The organism is Alkalilimnicola ehrlichii, assembly GCF_003399765.1.
GTDB lineage: Bacteria > Pseudomonadota > Gammaproteobacteria > Nitrococcales > AK92 > AK92.
In genome coordinates, this window is record NZ_NFZV01000006.1 from 100,666 (window position 1) to 117,582 (window position 16,917).

Here is a 16,917-nt window from a genome sequence, read left to right on the forward strand (position 1 = left end):
CCTTTTTCTACCTGATTATGGGGACGGCGGCGTCGAACGCATGTTTAGCCATTTGGCGCTGGGCTGCGCCGAGCGTGGCATACAGGTCGATTTCATCGTCCGTGAGCGGAATGCGCCTTATTTGGATAAATTGCCGCCTCAGGTACGCGTAATACCCACCGGCGACCGCTCGACCCGCCACGCCTATCGTCTGCTGACAACGTACCTCCAACAGGAACAGCCCGCGGCACTACTGTCCGCGAAAGCCGAGAACGACGCGACCGCCCTCGCTGCCAAACGCTCCTCTGGCGCGGATACGCGCATCTTCCTGCGGATCGTGACCGACGCGCCGGCCGCCAAATCGGCCGCCGACGCAGCGCCTTGGCTAAAGCTTGGGAAAACCGCCGCTTGCGCCAACTTTGCCGGCAAGCCGACGGCCTTATCGCCGTATCGGCGGGCGTCGCCGACAGCATCAGTGCCATCAGCGGCATTCCGGCAACACGGATTGCCGTCGCACCGAATCCAGTAATTAGCCCCGACCTGTACGCTCAGGCGAGCAAGGCACCCAGCCACCGCTGGCTGCAAGAAGGAGACAGCCCTGTCATCGTCGGTATGGGCGGGCTTCGGAAACAAAAGGATTTCGCCACACTGATACGCGCCTTCGCGCAACTTAGGGCACACAAGCCCTGCCGCCTCTTGATCATCGGCCAAGGGCGGCAGCAAGGCCGTCTGCAAGCACTGGCATATGAGCTTGGCGTAGCGGAAGACGTCGATCTGCCGGGGTTTGTGGAGCGCCCCTACGCCGATCTTTCTCGTGCCACCGTCTTCGCCTTGTCGTCGCTTTGGGAGGGATCGCCTAACGCCCTGACCGAGGCCATGGCACTCGGGGTACCGGTCGTAGCAACCGATTGCCCCAGCGGGCCGCGCGAGCTACTGGATAATGGGCGGTACGGCCCCTTAGTACCGCCAGCCGACCCGCAGGCCATGGCCGCAGCTCTCGACCATTGCCTGACGTCCCCGCTGCCGGCACACCGGTTGAGAGCAGCTGTCCAGGCGTATACGGTGGATAACAGCGCTCACCGCTATCTGCAGCTGTTAGGGTTACAATCTCGGAAAACACCCGCTGTCTTATGTTGAACTCAACAAAACCAGACCTTGCCGTTTTGATTTCATTTTCCGGCTTAGGCGGCGTCGAGCGGATGATGCTCAACCTTCTCGAAGGGATTGCCGCAGAAGGACACGCCGTCGACCTGCTTGTTATCAAGAAGTTACCGGCGGGGACCGTGTTACCGGACAACGTCCGGGTAATCGAGCTTGGGGTCAATCACACCGCTTTAGCGCTGATCCCATTAATTCGCTATCTCAAGCGCAACAAGCCGCGCGCCATGCTGGCTGCGAAGGACCGAGCGATACGCATGGCGGCTTTAGCCCGCCGCTTAAGTGGTAATCCGGTTTATCTCGCCGGCCGTTTGGGCACCAACCTGTCTGCGGCACTGCAAGGGCGCTCGCGGCTTACTCGCTCGCTACGACTTTTACCTATGCGCTGGTTTTATCGGCAGGTCGATCATGTTGTCGCCGTCTCCGATGGCGTCGCGACGGATACCCTAACCCTCACCGGCTTGCCGCCGGAACGGATCTCCGTAATACGTAACCCGGTAATTACCCCGTCTATGCGGCAAACAAGCACAGAGTCGGTAAGCCACCCTTGGTTAGTGGAAACGGCGGATATCCCCGTTATTCTTGGCGCCGGACGGCTTACGGAACAGAAGGACTTTACCACCCTAATTAACGCGTTCGCGCTATTGCGGCAGCGGGAGCAGCGGCCGTATCGATTAATCATTCTCGGCCACGGTAAATTACGGCGCGAACTGGAAAGCCTGATCGCAGCGCTGGCGCTGGAAGAGGATGTCAGCCTGCCTGGCCACGTCGCTAATCCCTACAGCTACATGGCGAAAGCGAGTGTGTTTGTCCTCTCCTCCCGCTGGGAGGGGTCGCCTAATGTACTCACCGAGGCGATGGCGCTCGGCGTACCGGTCGTAGCAACCGATTGCCCCAGCGGACCGCACGAACTACTGGATGGCGGCCGATATGGCCCCTTGGTCCCGGTCGGCGACGCGCAAAGGCTGGCACAAGCGATCGCGCATACCTTGGAGCACCCTCCTGCTGCGGAAGCGCTACAAGATGCCGTTAAAGCCTACCGCATGGATTTCAGCAGCCGCCGTTATTTGGAAGCCATGAAGCTTGCCTAGGCTACTCCTCCCCATCGGGCGTTGTAGCAGTGTCATGCTTATTCGTTGATGGCACGGCTCGCGCCGTGTCATACCCGAACATGTGTCATCTTGCTACAAGGCCTGCATGGCCTGAGTATACAACCCGCCCCCTAAAATGAACGGCCCGTAGATCTATTAACTTATCCGCGCAACAGGGAGGCAAGGCTGCTGAAAGCATTCGCTCAGACACAAGAGCATCGGCTCGACCGGCTTTCGAACGGTCGCAGACTATGACCGTCTACGACTGGCACGCCTTCTGCATTGCTCTACCTACCCAAGGCTGGGAAAGAAGGAGCAACCATGGACCGCATTCGTCTTTATCTAATGACCTTGTTATTCGCACTGCCGTTAACGGTACTGGTAGCCTGCGACACCCAAGGTCCGGCAGAACAGGCCGGCGAGCAGGTCGACGAAACTTTCGAAAGTGCCGGCGAATCTTTTGACGAAGCCTCGGATGACATCAGCGCGCGATTTGACGACGATGCCGACGAGGATGAAGAAGACGACTTCGACTTCTAGCGATTCCCCCCTTAAGACACGTGCTCAGGGGCCACAACGCGGCTCCTGGGCACGCTCAAGCACGGCAGTGAGCCGTGTACCTCCCTAAGCGTACGGGCCCTTCGATGTGTTCGCCCAGCTAAAGCGCTACACTTGCTCGACATTTGCCCAGGCAAACGGCATCGACATAATATGTCTGGACATATTATGTCGATGCCGTTAAGCTCGTCCCATAAAAAGGAGAAAGGGATATGTATCAACTGCTAGAACAACTTGAGGGGCAAACGACCCGCGAAGGATTTTCCCTGAGCGTGAGTGTCCTGCAACCCGATGACGATTTCGACGTATTACAAGTCACGGTCGAAGGGCGGGACGAGTTTCCGGTTTACATCTCGCGCGACGAGCAACAGCTGTTGTGCATTACGTACCTTTGGACGGAATCGGAAGTTAAGCCGGAGTCTCGCAGCGAGTTGCTTGAACATCTGCTCGAACTCAACCTGCCGATGCCGCTGAGTTCGTTTTCCAAAATCGGCGGGCAATACGTGGTGTTCGGCGCCTTAACGCCGGAACCGACCACCGAAGCCTTGATTCGAGAAATCGAAACGCTGAGCGACAACACCTTAACGGCCGTGGAGGCGCTACAGGAATACCTGCAAGCGTAAGGCGAGGAGATAAATCATGAACTGGATGCGTCAGATTTTTACTGCGTTCAAGGGCTCCATCAACGAAGCCGGCGAGTCCGTCGCCGACGCCACGGCCATTACCCGCTTCGAACAAGAATTGCGCGAGGCCCGCGATGCCATGCGCCGCGCCGAGCGCAGCCTCACTGCCGCCAAAGCCGACGAGCTCGGCCAGAAGCGCAAGGTCGAACAACTGCGCGAGCAGCTTACGTTGCGGGAAGGGCAGGCAAGAACGCTATTAACACAAGGCAACGAAACCTTAGCCGCCGAAGTCGCTGACGAGATGGTTCGCTTACAAGATAGCCTAGCGGCGGAAGCGGATGCGCTTGCCTACCTCACCGAACAGGTGCGGGAACTGCAAACGCAGATCAACGAAGGGCGGCAAAACGTCGAGAGCATGCAACGCGAGCTGAACATCGTGAAAACGACGGAAGCCGTACAAAAAGCCACGGCCGACGCCTCCAGCCACCTGGCCGGTATCGACAGCAAAGGTAGCCGCGCGATGGAGTCGCTGGAACGGATTCGGCAACGGCAGGCGCACCGACGCGATCGCTTAACGGCCGCCCGCGAACTGGCCGCCGAAGGCGGCAGTCAGAGCCTGGATCAAAAGCTGAAAGAAGCCGGGGTGACCGGCCGCGGGGATTCGGCGCAGGACATCCTCGCTCGGCTAAGACAAGAGAATCCGGGAAGCTGAACAACGCCTAACGCTGTTGTGAGCGATAGCGCCTCCCGCGCCGGGTAGGCGCTGTCTCTCATCCGCGAGCGGCCTAACGGCGGACGATTACGGCCCCAAAATCGATCCTTATCTCATGCTCGACCCGATGGAACATTCGCCATGACTGAGCGCCCCATTCCCAAGGCGTGGGCGGGTTCGAAGCGACAAATCCGCGCCAACCAACTGGCTTTTAATTTATCCAGCGACGCGATCGAGTTCTTCCGCCGCGTTTCGGCCCAACGCGGCATGGCAACTTCGGATTTCCTTCGCGACCTGGTCGGCTTACCCGTTAAGCCGCCCCAACGACCGCGATTGACCTTCAGCGCAAGCCCCGAGGATATGGAAAAACTCGCCGCGCGCTATGGGCTCGCGGAAGTCGACCCAAGCAGTATTCGCGAGCGCATTCAAGACGAGCTATTACGCTTTTATCAGCGCCATCGCGACGATTCGTCGGAGCGCTAAGCCGCCGCGGCGAAAAGAAAGGGCACCCTTCGTCAGACCCTGACACTGTCGGCGCCAGTACCCGCCTGCTGAGCCATGGCGACAAGCAGGCTTGGGCCTTTTATTCTATGTCCGTAGCCGACAGCGGCTTTACCCAAGGCCCCGATGAGCAGCCGGAGAAACCTTCCATGCGGCCTCTCGCCCACCGGAGCCCTTAATTGGCCAAGATCAGAAGTAGAAATTGACCATAACGTTTGCAGTACCGAGGCTGATGTTGGTATCGCAAAATTCGCAGCCCAGGTCATAGAGATCGGCACCGACCTGGCCGCTAACGGAAAAGCCATTGGCAATCATGGCCTCGGCACCAAAAAATGCCCCCATAGTGAAGCCAGTATCATCCGCGTTGATGATACCGAACCCGCCACCCAGAAACGGACGAATGCGGGAAGACAGCTCATCGCTGTAAACACGCACACCGCCCCCGATAGCAAGCACGGTATCGTCGCCGACATCGTCGTCCGCGAGGCTAAAAAACCCGTAGGGCATCAGGGTGTCGGATACGAAGTATCCGGCCGCATAGCTGGGCGCTGCCGCCGAGGGCACCGAAAGGCCAAAGCCGGCACCCGCCGCCGAATCAAAAGGGTTGAATGCTAACGAAAAATCCCCCTCTTTCGGCTGCGCGGCCTGGGCCGTAGCGGCCAAAGCCAAGGAGCCGGAAAGAACAAGCGCGGAAATTAATTTCATACATTACTCCGTTATTATAGATGAGACTTCTGATCGCTATGGGAGAAGGTCCCTCGTATTAAGAGCGCTATATTACCTTCTCACCCGATGCTTATTGAAATACCGTGCAGAACACGCTTAAACGCGAAAACCTGGATGAAACAGCCTTCCCCCCCGGCGGCCTTTATACCGCAGCGCGATACTTTGCTAACCGCACCCGCCTTCGTGCAAGGCCTCCGCGCTCGCGCATCCCCCATTTGGGGGAGCCGCATCCCCCGTTTCGAGGAAACCGGCGGGCGCTCCCCGGCCCTGCTCGCGCATTTTATGGTCTACTAAAGCAAGCGATCTTGGCGAACAAGGAATAGCAATAAGAAGAATTATCTGATTTTATTAATAAGATCGAAACGCCGCGCCAGAAGCTCGCATTCCGGCACAGCAACGCGGCTTTGCGAACCCAACTTAAGAGCACAGGGGATCATAAAGACCGGAAACATTCGCCTTTGATAGGCGGTTTCACTTTTGGGGGTAGCATGCAGAGCGTATTAATCGTAGAAGATCACCTCGAAACCCGTAGTTGGCTGGCAAGCATTGCGCGCGAGGCCTTTCCCAACCCCACGGTAGGCGAGGTCAGCACGCTGGGCCAGGCATACGCCTGGCTGAAGGAGCATTCGGCGTCCTTGGCGTTAATCGACCTGAGCTTACCCGATGGCTGCGGAACCGAGCTGTTGCAGTACATGCAGCGGCACTGCCCCGAGACCTATTTGGTCGTAACTACCATATTCGATGATGACCGCCATCTGTTCAGCGCCCTAAAAGCGGGCGCAAGCGGTTATTTGCTGAAGGATCAACCCCGGCAGACAATGGTAGAGGGCTTGGTAGGAATTATGAGCGGCAAGCCCCCGTTAAGTCCGGCAGTGGCGCGCCGGATCTTGCGACATTTTCAGCAAACACCGCCGGCGGAAACGGAAAACCCCTTGTCCGAGCGAGAGGAAGAAGTGTTGTTGTTGTTGGCGAAGGGCCTGGGCCGGGGGGATATCGCTCGCCTGCTGGACGTATCGGTGAACACAGCCGCCAGCCATATCAAGTCCATCTATCGGAAACTAAACGTGTCAGGCCGCGCGGAGGCCGCCCTACAGGCTGCCAAGATGGGCCTCCTGGGGGATTGGTCAAAGCCTTGACGGGCGGGCGCTGCCATTGAAACTTCCGCTTTCTAACCTGCCCGCCCTTTTGCCTGGGCGCGGGCGTCCATCTAGCCATACGGCAAGCGATTATGGCGGTCAACAGTACGCTACAGCTGCGTTAGCCTTCGCTGCGGAATTAACGTTGTTACCCCCTTCGGCAAAAAGACACCGTTCTCTTTTTCCGTTACCCGCCTGGCTGGGTTAACCCGTTTAGGGCATGGCCCTCACGCAAGGATTAACTCAGGATAGGGGCGCCATCGAGAGTAATGTAAACAAGCCGGGAAGGCGCATACAACATGGGGGATCACGCATGCAGACAAGGCACCACAGATTCGCGAAAGCGGCCTTGCCCGTGGCACTAGTAAGCGGAATGCTAGCTGGCTGCGGTAGCGACAGCAGCAGTTCCAGCGGTGGTGGTGGTGGTGGCGTATCCGTGCCGCCCATTAGCGAAGCGCAACTTAACAGCATCGAGGATGCCGCGCTTTATGTGGCGGTAACCAGCGGCTTATTCGGGGGCGGGGACTATGCCCCTAATGAAGACCCACCGGACCTTTCCGGGCCGGATATGGAGCAGGACTGCCCCGGCGGGGGAACGCTGACGCTGACCCACGGCGAGAAAACCGTGCAAACGCCCTTCGGGGAAGGGGAGTTTGCGTATCAAACGATGCACAACGAGGCCTGTCGCCATCAAGGCGGGGGAATGCGCTCCCTTAGCGATGGCTTCACGGAGACGGGATACGCCGCAACGGTTGGGGTCGATAACCATACGGTGCTCTACCACGCCCAAGGCGACCTGGATAGCGGAACCCCTCACCGCGCCGAACACGATAGCGCCGACACCTTCTACCGGACGGAGCTGTTGTTGGAGCATTTCGAATGCCGCGAATGCCAGGGGGCGGACACCTACGAGATAAGCCAGTACAGCGAAACCTGGGTCAGCGACGGCCAGTATGGCTACCGGTTTCAGTTCGGCGAAAGTCGGGCGGCACCGCTGACGGCGACCGAAACCGTCATCCACTACCGGCAGCACGATGACGATACGTACGTGTTCGATTACGACGTCGAAGGCGTGGTCGGATTGAACTCCAGTGTCTGCGAACTCGGCTCGGCCCATTGGGCAACGACGCAGACCTTGCGCATCGAGGATAAGCCGGAAACCGACGCAGCGGGCGAGGCCTTCCACGAGAGCCGGATAATTTCCGGCGAGGCGACCATTAACGAGGATATTCACGTCGTTTTCAACAATGGCGGGGCCACGATAACCATGGCGGGCGTCAGCCAGACGTATGACGAGGACGAACTCTGGGAGGCGGGAATACCCTGCTACGAACGCGATTAAATCCCGCGCTAACCGCTATAAACCTAAAACCCCGTAAGGCACCGTTGCAGCGAAGGGTCAGCATTAGCCCGACCTGTCTTGCTAAGCTTACCCCGTTGCTTATATCGAAACGGGAAATTACGCTTCTCCGCCGGAGCGCGAAACCGCGCTCGGCTCCAACCTTACTTCTCCGGTGCGCCTCCGTCCTCCAGAGGCTCGACCTCTTCGGGGCTATAAACCCGGCGAATCGTTTTATCCAAACGCACCTCGCGGAAGGCCTCCGGATCGAACTGACGCAGCACCTCCAAGGTTTCGTTCAGCGTGTCCCAGATATCGTGATCCAGCCTCAGCTTGTGATGCATAGTCCGCACCACCGGCACCAAGGAGCCCTCAATGGTCTTGGTAAGCCCTTCCAGTAAATGCTGTAAACCGGGCACCGGCTGATTCACCACCTCGACCCGCGACTCGCTGGTCCGCAAGGCGTCGGTAAACGCCCGCATCTGCTCCACCAGCCCTTCCAAAGCGGCCGATTGCTGGTCGCGACTGCCTTGCGAGAGCGCTTCGCCGATCACATCCATTCGCTCGCCCAGATACTCTAGCTGGCCGACGATCCGACTGGTCGGATCGTCGCCGCCACCCCCGCGACGACGCTGTACGAAGGTGCGTTTGATCGCCTCCCAGCGCTCCTGCTGCGCCGCGGTCAACAGCCCCCGCATCTCGGCTAACTTGAGCAGGTTTTCTTCCGCCCCGGTCGTCAGCGTCTGCGCCTCGGCGGTGTAGTCGTCGGTGATCATCTCCTCAAGTTCCTTATCGTTCATCACCGGCAATACCTTGGCGGCAAGGCGGTTCATGTTGCGGTAAGAACCCTGGAGACGAAACGGCGGCTCGGTTCGGTAGGCATCTTCCTGACCGGCGGAGCGGATATATTCCTGGTTCACCCGCAACACGACATCCTGCACGACGAATAAGCGCTGGAGCACCGCAACGATTTCGTTGAGTTCGGCTTCGTTATAGTCGTATTCAAGTTCGTTACGGGCATCGGCGTCGCCGCGCGCGATCCGCACCAGGCGATAGAAATCGTCCATGCCGCGGGAGGCCAGCGGCGCCAATACCGAATTGGCGGTCAGCGAGTTCTCGATGTAGCTCATCTTGAACGCATCGTAATGACCGCCGATCACATCGCCCAGGTTGTAGACATCGGCCCGGTTGGCCAGCATGTCGGGAATGCTGAAGGCATCGCCCGACTCGGTATAGGGGTTACCGGCCATCACCACGCAGAACTTCTTGCCCCGCAGGTTGTAGGTACGCGGCTCGCCGCGCCACACGCCTTCGATGCGCCGCTGGCCGTCGCATAAGGGGATAAACTTCTGCAGGAACTCGGAATGGCAGTGCTGAATATCGTCCAGATACAGCATGACGTTATTGCCCATTTCCAAGGCCAGGTTAATTTTCTCAAGCTCCTGACGCGCGGCGGCATTACCCGCTTCGGCCGGGTCGATCGAATGAACGTCGTGACCGATGGCCGGGCCGTTAACCTTAACGAACACCAAACCTAGGCGGTTCGCCGCGTACTCCATCAACATCGTTTTGCCGTAACCGGGCGGCGAGATAACCAACAGCATGCCGCTTAAATCGCCGCGCCGCTCGTCGCCGGCCGTCCCGATTTGGCGCGCCAGACTATCGCCCAACATGGGCAGATAAACTTCGTTGACCATTTGGTTGCGGACGAAGGAGGCCATGTTACCGGCCTGGAACTGCTGCACCCGCAAGCGTCGCCGCTCTTGCTCCAACACCTGATGGCGGCGTTGCCGGGCTTGGCGGAAGCCGGGGACACGCACCTCCCGGTGGTAGGCCAGGCGCTCCATGAACTCTGGCAGATTTAAATGCAAGGTGCGGTCTTTGATGCGCGGATGCCGACCCAGCAAGTCGGTCACGTCAATCCGGTACACGCTCTCGCTGGGGGTGAAATCCAGGCTATCCTGCAGCAGTAGGTACATAGCGGCTTCTTCCAGCACTGGGCGTTCCAGCGCTTGCCGCGACTCGTCGCGCTGATCGACAAAGCCCTTCAGCCAAGCCAAGGCCATCCGGTAACGGCCCGGCGGGTCATGCTGGAGCCGTTCCAAGCCCTCAGTCAGGGATTCGCGCTGTTGGCGGCCGCCTAAATGCAGCAGGAGACTCTCCACCAACCCGCGCGCCGTGCCGCTAACGAGGAAATGAGGCTGCGCGTCGCGTAGCTCTTCCATAAGATAGCGTGCGGCAAGTTCGCGCGAGCCGGGTAACTGACCGAAACCGGCCTGTTCCAGATCCTCGCTGAGGCGCTGGGTCAGCTCCCGGTGCAACTGGCGAGTATCGCCCGCGGCACCAAAAGCGGCACTCAGCAAACCTTGTGCCGAGCAATGCGCCGACCAATGCCGATGCTGTTCCTCGCTCGCGACCAGCCCCCACCAAAGCAGCGCCTGTGCGCGAGCGCTCGGGCTGTAGCGTAATAGGCCGGCGGTATCCCGCAGGTGAACAAGCTTCTCCAGAATACGGGCGGCGTCGTGATCGTGAACGCCACGCTCGTAGCCTTCGTCGTAGCGACTGGCAGCCGCTTCGCGGACGATGCGGCCTAACTCGCCGTCGCTGGCCGTGGCGGCTCGCAGCGCATCCAGGCTTAGGCCGTCGTCGGCCCCTGTCTCGGCGGCATCCAGCAAGGTTGCAGCCAGGTATTCGCTACGGTAGACGGTATCGGTTTCCGAGATCAGCCGCTGATCCCAATACTCCCGCACGGCTTCCAGATCGGCGTCGTGGATCGGCTCGTGGAAATCGGTGCCGGTCAGGTGCAAATACAGGGCATCGTCGCCGGGAATCAGGGTGAGGTCCAAATCCTGGGTGTTAACGGTGAACCGATGTCGGCCCAGGCGAATGATATTGCCATCGTCCTCGAAGATGTCCTGCCGGTCGCGCAACCCACGCACCGCTTGATCGCGGGCGGTCTTGAGACTGCCTTCGATCTCGTCGGCGGGCACGGACTCGCCCAGTTCGCGCAGCTCTTTTACCAGACCGCGCAGGCGCAAGGCCATGGCGTCGGAGGCAAAACAGGCGTTAACGTCGTCGACGTTATCCATCGCCGTCGCACGCCGCACCAGGCCTTGCAGAATACGCTCGGCCGCCTGTTGCAAACTGCGCGAGCGGCGTTGGCGCTCTTCCAGCAGTTGCTGCTTGCGGGTTTCGAAAGCTTCGTGGATTTCTTCGCGTTTTTCCGTCAGATCGCCGATGAACGCGTCATGCTCACCGAAGCGTCCCTCCAACTCTTCAAGCTGGAGCAACAAGCGGGACAATTCCTGGTCGGCGCGATCGGGGGTGTCGACCGCCGCCAAGGCGCGCACAACACTTTGCGATAACAACCGGAACTGAGCACCGAATTCGGCCCGCGACTCGCGCTCGCCCAACGTGCGTCGGTGCTGATCGGCACGGGCACGAACCTGATTAAGGTCGCCAAACACCGCCGAGACGGCTTCGAGAATGTCGGTACGCGCGCTGGGGTCGTCGACTTCCAGTTCGTTCACGACCTCGGAGAGCAGGTTCAGCCCATCGGCCACTGTCGTGAGCTTATCCAACACCGGCTCTAGATCGACGCCGCGCTGGATCTCGGCCAAGGCTTCGTCGCATTCGCCGATCGTTTCCCGATACGGCGCTAACGCCCGCTCGCCCAGCAGGAACTCGACGGTGCGCTGGCTGACGTGATCGAATGCTTCGCTAACCGCCTGCTCCAACTCGCCCAGGCGCTCGCCGTCCATATGGCGCAGTTCGCGCAGGGTGATCAACCGGCCGCGCTGACGACGCAGCTGTTGCAGCGCGTCGACATAACGCTGAATTTCGCTCCACTCGGCGCGGCCGATACTGCTGAGCAGCGTACTCTGCTCCCGCTCGGCGTCCTGCAGTGCATTACGGGCGCGCTGACGTATCGCGTCGTAGCGATCGAATTCATCCAGAACTTGCTCGGCAGTCTCCTGCAAGCGCCGCAGTTCCTGATCGAGGTCGTCGACTTCCTGGCTGCCGAGCCAGTGGTACATATCGCGGGTACGCTGAATCGCCGCGATGAGATCTTCATAGCCCGGCCGGGTCGGTTTCTGCCGCCGAATCTGTCGCTCGATGGCGTAAATATCGGAAATCGCGCGCACGAGTTCGGGGTTACCGATGCGGGCCAGGAACGACGTATCTTGCGGCTGCGCCGCGCATGCTCTTCGTCGCAATAGGGGGTATGCCACAGCTGTAAGCTGTGGACACGACCAGGCTTATCCTCGGTACGGAACAGCACCATAGTGCCGTCGCTCTGCGTGGCGTGGCCGTGGCAGTAGATAGGCGTTGCCACGTCCTGACGAATCACGTTGTACGATAAGAGAACGAAACGGCCGTCGAGTCGGTGGTAGAAAACGTACAACACGTCTTCGCCATTAGGCGAGCGGACTTCGCGCAGGAAGCGCATGTCGGCGACATCGGCGTCGAACAAGCGGTATTGCGCGTTCTGCAAATAGAACCCACCGGGGAAGATGATGCCGTGATCTTCGGGTAATTGCCGGCAGGCGCCCGAAAGTTCGTCGATCCGGCGCACATCACGGGTGCGGGTATTGAAGACAAAGTGACGCTCTTGCGTCTCGCGGTAGGGGAGAATCCGCAGCAGAATCAGCGTACCGACCTTCGCGTAATGGATGTCGGCATCCTGCAAGCTTTGGTTGCGATCCTCAACGGCTTCGCTGTAGATCCCTTCGCCGTCTTCGGTGTTATTTTCGACCTTGATGGTTAGCGTACCGTTCAAGGTCTCGACAAACACCTCATCGAGAATATTGACGTGCGGGTGACGGCCATGGACATGATGCTCGCGGGTCGTCTCTACCCACTCGAAATCGTAACGCGGAGGGACGGTATTATCGCGATCGCCCCGATCGTCGATGTACTCTGCACGGCCGTCGGGGTGAATGCTCCAGCGAAAGACCTTCTGATCCTCGAAGGTGCTACCCGTCTGGAAGATAGCCAGCAACTTGCCGGTTAGTACCCGTAACTGTATGAGCCGCGATTCTTTGTAATACTTGAATAAGTCGTCGAAATCGCGTCGAAAGCTAGGATCGTCGAGGAAGGTGCCGGCTACGGGCACCGATTCCAGTTCGGAGCCGTCGGCATCGACATGCAAACGGTGGAGCCCGAATACGTCCTCGATTCGGGTCTGCTGCTTTAAGCCCAGATGGACCTGATAACCGAAAAGCAGATACTCGCCAACGCAGGCGATATCCCGCGCGACGCAATTATTCTCCGTCCGCACCCGGGCACCGCCGATAACGGCCATGTCGGTGCTGCCGAAGGTCTCTTCCCGGCTGTTGTTAAGCCGCTCCGCCTTCGCCGCCACGGCCTGAGCCTGCTGCTCCAGGCGGCGGCGAATCACGGTATAAGTACCGCCTTCTTCCAGCGTGTTTTCGTCTTGCTGCTGTTCCGCGTCTGTCACCTAGCCATCTCCCCTTCGCGCCTGCCGGGGCCGCAAAGTGACCCCGGCAGTTGCTACCGCGCTCCTATCAGTTCAGCCCTAAGGATTGCGCCTGTTTGAGCAGCTCTTGAATCTTGCTCTGCTGCTCGGCGTTGCCCTTAGACATGAGCTTGGTGAGCGCCGCGGAGACGGACAGGTTTTTGATGTCGTTGGTGTCGATGCCGGCGTTGGTGATCAACTCTTTGAGATCGGTCGCCAAGTCTTTTTCGCCGTTCAGGTAGCCACCGGCGACACTTTGCAGCACATTGCTGTTGGTCAGTGCAGCATCGATCGCCTTGCCGCCGGAAATCGCCCCGACCATGCGATCGAAGAAAGCACCGTCGCCGCCGACAATATTGATGTTGGCGGACTTGAAGGCTTCGGCAAGAACCTGCGCCTGGTGTCGACCCAATTCCTGGTTGGCGGTGATCGCCTGCGATTGAATGTCGCGGGTCTTCTCCAGCTCCATCCGGAACTCTTCGTGCAGACGGCCGCTTTCGTCGAGCTGAGCGAGCGCTTTGAACTTCTCCATAAGGCCGGCGGCTTCCGCTTCGTAACGCTCGCGAATGGCGACCGCTTCCGCCTGCCCCATGCGCTCGACGCCTTCGGCTTCGGCGCCACGACGTTCGCGCTCGACGCGGGCTGCGGCCAGGCCTTTCTCCTCTTCACCACGAGCTTCGGCCAGCAGCTGCTCGCGGGTAACCTCTGCCTGTGCCCGACCGTATTTCTCATCGGCCGCTGCCTTCGCATCGCGCACCCGCGCTTCAGCCAAGCCTTCCGCAGCCTTCTCTGCCATCTCGCCCTCGGCGAGTACTTTCATCGCTTCGGACTGCTTGGCAGAGGTTTCCAGCTCGGCTTCCGCCAAGGCGATCGAACGCTGAGCCTCGTGGCGAGCGGCTTTCTCGTCGGCTTCGGCTTGTTTAAGCTGTTTGACCAAGGACTCTTCGGCCGCCGCTTCCGCCTCGATAACGCGAGTGCGCCGCTCACGCTCGGCGGCGCTGATCTCACGCACCTCTTTGATGCGCTCTTCTTCTTCCGCTACTTCGCGCTGCTGCGCGACCACAGCCCGGCGTTGTTCTTCCACCGCACGGTCGCGTGCGACTTCACGCAGCGACACTTCTTCGATCCGTGCCACCGCTTCGAGGTCGCGCGCTCTCTTGACTTCCTCTTCCTTGATCGCCACGACGCGTAAGCGCTCTTGGGCAGCGACTTCCAGCTCGCGGTGCTGGTTTTCCTCTTCGATCGCGATCTGCTGATCGGTGCGAATCCGTGCCTGCTCAGCCCGCAGACGCTCTTCTTCCTGCACCGCCGCGGTAGCCGCTTGCTCGCGTGCCACCGTGGTATCGATCTCGCGCCGCTGTTTGGCTTCAGCATCGGCCTGCTGACGCTCCAGCTCCAGAATCGTCTCTTGTGCTTCGACGTCCTGTTTCTTGATCGATTTCTGCTCGTTGCGGCGCGCGTCGTTGGCAGCAACCCGCTGACCAGCCGTCAACTCGGTAATCTTACGGATACCCTGCGAGTCGAGGATGTTGTTGTCATCCAGCTCGGAAATCGGGGTCTGTTCCAAGTAGTCGATGGCTACGTCTTCCAGGCGATAACCGTTCAGATCGTTCGCCACCATACGTTTAATCGCATCGCGGAACTGCTCGCGCTCCTGGTATAGCGATTCGAAATCGAGCTGTTTACCGACCGTCTTCAACGCCTCGGCGAATTTCGCGTTGAACAGCTCATCCAAGGTAAGTTCGTCCGAGGCACGCGCGCAGCCGATATGGCTCGCCACATGAAGCACATCGTCTTCCGTGGGATTAACCCGGATAAAGAAATTAACGGAAATATCGGCGCGAATATTATCCTTACAGATCAAGCCTTCGTGCGCCTTACGGGTAATCACGATCCGCTTGACGGAGATATCCATGGTCTCCGCTTTGTGGATCACCGGCAGCACGATACGCCCGGTAAACGTGACATGCGGCCGGTCCCGCATGGTGTTGACGATCATGGCCTTGCCTTGCTCTACCTTCTGGAAGAACTTCATGGCCATGATCAGGGCACCAAACACGATAAATAGCATTATCGTGCCGCCCACGATCAAGGTCTCTGCTGTCATTAACGCTTCCTCATTGCTGGACTCGAAGAATCAACGAATAACGCCGCGACTCGGGTCACGGTCATTCGCCCGCGGTAATCAGGTAAATTTTCTGTTCGGGGCAATAATCAATGATTAACGCACGTTGGCCGCGCGTCAGTACTTGGCCGTCTACGGTGCGCACAGGAAGAATCAGCACAGAACCGTCCTCGGCGAAGCGCGCCTCCCCCCACTGCTCATCGGCCTGACCGCTCTGGATTTCGCACACCTGGCCTACCAATTCGCGGTTAGTACGCGCCGCACCGCCCTGCACGAACAGCTTTTTCATCGGCCGCGAACTCAGCTTACCCAGAATCAAGCCGCCGACGAGCGCGGCGAAAAACGTCACGACACCCAAACCGAACTGCAACCAATCTGGCAGGTGCAACAGGATGTTTCCGTGCACCAACGCACTGAGCATCCAAGCCCAGAGCACGGCAAATGACAGCACGATGGTCATCGGCACGCCGCGCACGGCAATGGCTGACAACAACCCTGCAAGGCCACTGGAGAGACTTTCCTCGATCCCGTCGATGGCATCGACCGGAATCAACTCGACATCCAGTGCCCCGAGCATGACGCATAGCCAATACAGGACGCACAATGCCAAAAGCAGCGTGAACGGCGCCGTTGGAAACGACGTGATTAATGAAAAGTACTCGACCACGGCGGGGCCCCTAAAAATACTTCTTATTGGTTACCACCAACTGTGCACAACCCAACCAAAAACACGGCTCCAGGGGGAATCAAGCCGCATACGCACAGTCAGTACTTGGGAATACTAGCCGATGGCTAAATACTCAAGCAAGCAAACCAAAAGAACGATTTATTATTTTTAATACTAACAACAGCTTACAGCAGGCACCCAGCCCTTAACCCGAACTAATGCTCAGAACTGCCTTTAGCTAGGAGATTATTATATATCACTAACTTTCGTATTTCCCCAGAGCTCAGGCCTAAAACAAAAAAACAATACTCAACAGGACGGCATCGAAAAACAATACTATTGGCCACTGGAAAAACACCGAAATGCCGGAGCGAATCAACTGGAAAGCGCCTCAAGTCGCGCGAGGCACTCGCAACAACGCCACCGCCTGGGCATAGGGCTCAGCCCGGCGATGCATTGCCGGGCAACGGGCAACGAAGCCCAACAGGCGCGTTCTCGGCACCCTATGATGACAGCACAGATTCGAAACCTTCGAACTGCGGCGGCCCCAAATAGATATCTTTTGCCGCACCTGCTTGGGCATGAGCCTTGCGGAAGGCCTCGGAGCGCGTCCAATCCTCAAAGGCTTGGCGAGATTCCCAAACGGAGTGGGATACGAATAAAGTGTGGTCGTCGTGGCTTGGCCCACGCAGCAAGTTAAAGCGCTTAAAGCCCGGCACCTCGTCGAGGAACGTTTCCCGCTGTCGCCAGGTTTCGACAAACGCCTCTTCCTTCCCAAGCGCGATCCGGAATCGATTCATAGCGATGAACATAGTCTTGCAAT

Annotated in this window: 13 protein-coding genes and 1 pseudogene; 8 read left to right on the forward strand and 6 right to left on the reverse strand. The window is 58.9% G+C overall.

Annotation, left to right across the window (positions count from 1 at the left end; all coding sequences use genetic code 11):
* Positions 1–387: 387 nt before the first annotated feature.
* The 6 genes from CAI21_RS24710 to CAI21_RS07805 all read left to right on the forward strand — a co-directional run bounded on the left by CAI21_RS24710 (position 388) and on the right by CAI21_RS07805 (position 4,604).
* Positions 388–1,116 carry a glycosyltransferase gene (locus CAI21_RS24710; protein WP_258868042.1) on the forward strand — a complete coding sequence of 243 codons (729 nt, stop codon included), beginning with the start codon at positions 388–390 and terminating at the stop codon, positions 1,114–1,116.
* Positions 1,110–2,228, forward strand: coding sequence for a glycosyltransferase (locus CAI21_RS07785; protein ID WP_116301768.1), 1,119 nt, complete (start codon positions 1,110–1,112; stop codon positions 2,226–2,228). The genes CAI21_RS24710 and CAI21_RS07785 overlap by 7 nt, the downstream gene beginning before the upstream one ends.
* Before the next feature lie 321 nt (positions 2,229–2,549).
* Complete coding sequence (locus CAI21_RS07790) at positions 2,550–2,768, forward strand: hypothetical protein (protein WP_116301769.1); 219 nt, start codon at positions 2,550–2,552, stop codon at positions 2,766–2,768.
* A gap of 230 nt (positions 2,769–2,998) precedes the next feature.
* Entirely contained in the window at positions 2,999–3,409 is a 411-nt protein-coding gene (locus CAI21_RS07795; RefSeq protein ID WP_116301770.1) for a DUF2170 family protein, read from the forward strand.
* Positions 3,410–3,425: 16 nt separating this feature from the next.
* Complete coding sequence (locus CAI21_RS07800; RefSeq protein WP_116301771.1) at positions 3,426–4,121, forward strand: PspA/IM30 family protein; 696 nt, start codon at positions 3,426–3,428, stop codon at positions 4,119–4,121.
* 141 nt (positions 4,122–4,262) lie between these two features.
* Positions 4,263–4,604, forward strand: a complete 342-nt coding sequence (locus CAI21_RS07805) for a hypothetical protein (protein ID WP_116301772.1) — start codon at positions 4,263–4,265, stop codon at positions 4,602–4,604.
* Positions 4,605–4,811: 207 nt separating this feature from the next.
* On the opposite strand, the gene CAI21_RS07810 is transcribed toward CAI21_RS07805, so the two are convergent.
* Positions 4,812–5,327 (reverse strand): hypothetical protein, encoded by a 516-nt coding sequence (locus tag CAI21_RS07810; RefSeq protein ID WP_116301773.1) that lies wholly within the window; start codon positions 5,325–5,327, stop codon positions 4,812–4,814.
* A 509-nt stretch (positions 5,328–5,836) separates the two neighbouring features.
* On the opposite strand from CAI21_RS07810, the gene CAI21_RS07820 reads away from it, so the two are divergent.
* Both CAI21_RS07820 and CAI21_RS07825 read left to right on the forward strand, forming a co-directional pair.
* The gene (locus tag CAI21_RS07820; RefSeq protein WP_116301775.1) at positions 5,837–6,484 is read left to right on the forward strand and encodes a response regulator transcription factor; all 648 of its coding nucleotides are present in this window, start codon (positions 5,837–5,839) and stop codon (positions 6,482–6,484) included.
* Positions 6,485–6,839: 355 nt separating this feature from the next.
* Positions 6,840–7,826, forward strand: coding sequence for a hypothetical protein (locus CAI21_RS07825; protein WP_147305502.1), 987 nt, complete (start codon positions 6,840–6,842; stop codon positions 7,824–7,826).
* 161 nt (positions 7,827–7,987) lie between these two features.
* Here CAI21_RS07825 and CAI21_RS25525 read toward each other — a convergent pair whose 3' ends face one another.
* The 5 genes and pseudogenes from CAI21_RS25525 to hmuQ all read right to left on the reverse strand — a co-directional run bounded on the left by CAI21_RS25525 (position 7,988) and on the right by hmuQ (position 16,906).
* A complete protein-coding gene (locus CAI21_RS25525) occupies positions 7,988–11,860 on the reverse strand; it encodes a DUF7902 domain-containing protein (protein ID WP_404840861.1) in 3,873 nt (1,290 codons plus the stop codon).
* 51 nt (positions 11,861–11,911) lie between these two features.
* Positions 11,912–13,128: pseudogene (locus CAI21_RS24720) on the reverse strand (DNA repair ATPase); the annotation flags it as partial.
* A 223-nt stretch (positions 13,129–13,351) separates the two neighbouring features.
* Complete coding sequence (locus tag CAI21_RS07835; RefSeq protein WP_116301777.1) at positions 13,352–15,409, reverse strand: flotillin family protein; 2,058 nt, start codon at positions 15,407–15,409, stop codon at positions 13,352–13,354.
* 61 nt (positions 15,410–15,470) lie between these two features.
* Positions 15,471–16,094: an OB-fold-containig protein gene (locus CAI21_RS07840; protein WP_116301778.1), complete on the reverse strand. Its 624-nt coding sequence runs from the start codon at positions 16,092–16,094 to the stop codon at positions 15,471–15,473.
* A 503-nt stretch (positions 16,095–16,597) separates the two neighbouring features.
* Positions 16,598–16,906, reverse strand: coding sequence for a heme-degrading protein HmuQ (hmuQ, locus tag CAI21_RS07845; RefSeq protein WP_116301779.1), 309 nt, complete (start codon positions 16,904–16,906; stop codon positions 16,598–16,600).
* Between the last annotated feature and the right edge of the window lie 11 nt (positions 16,907–16,917).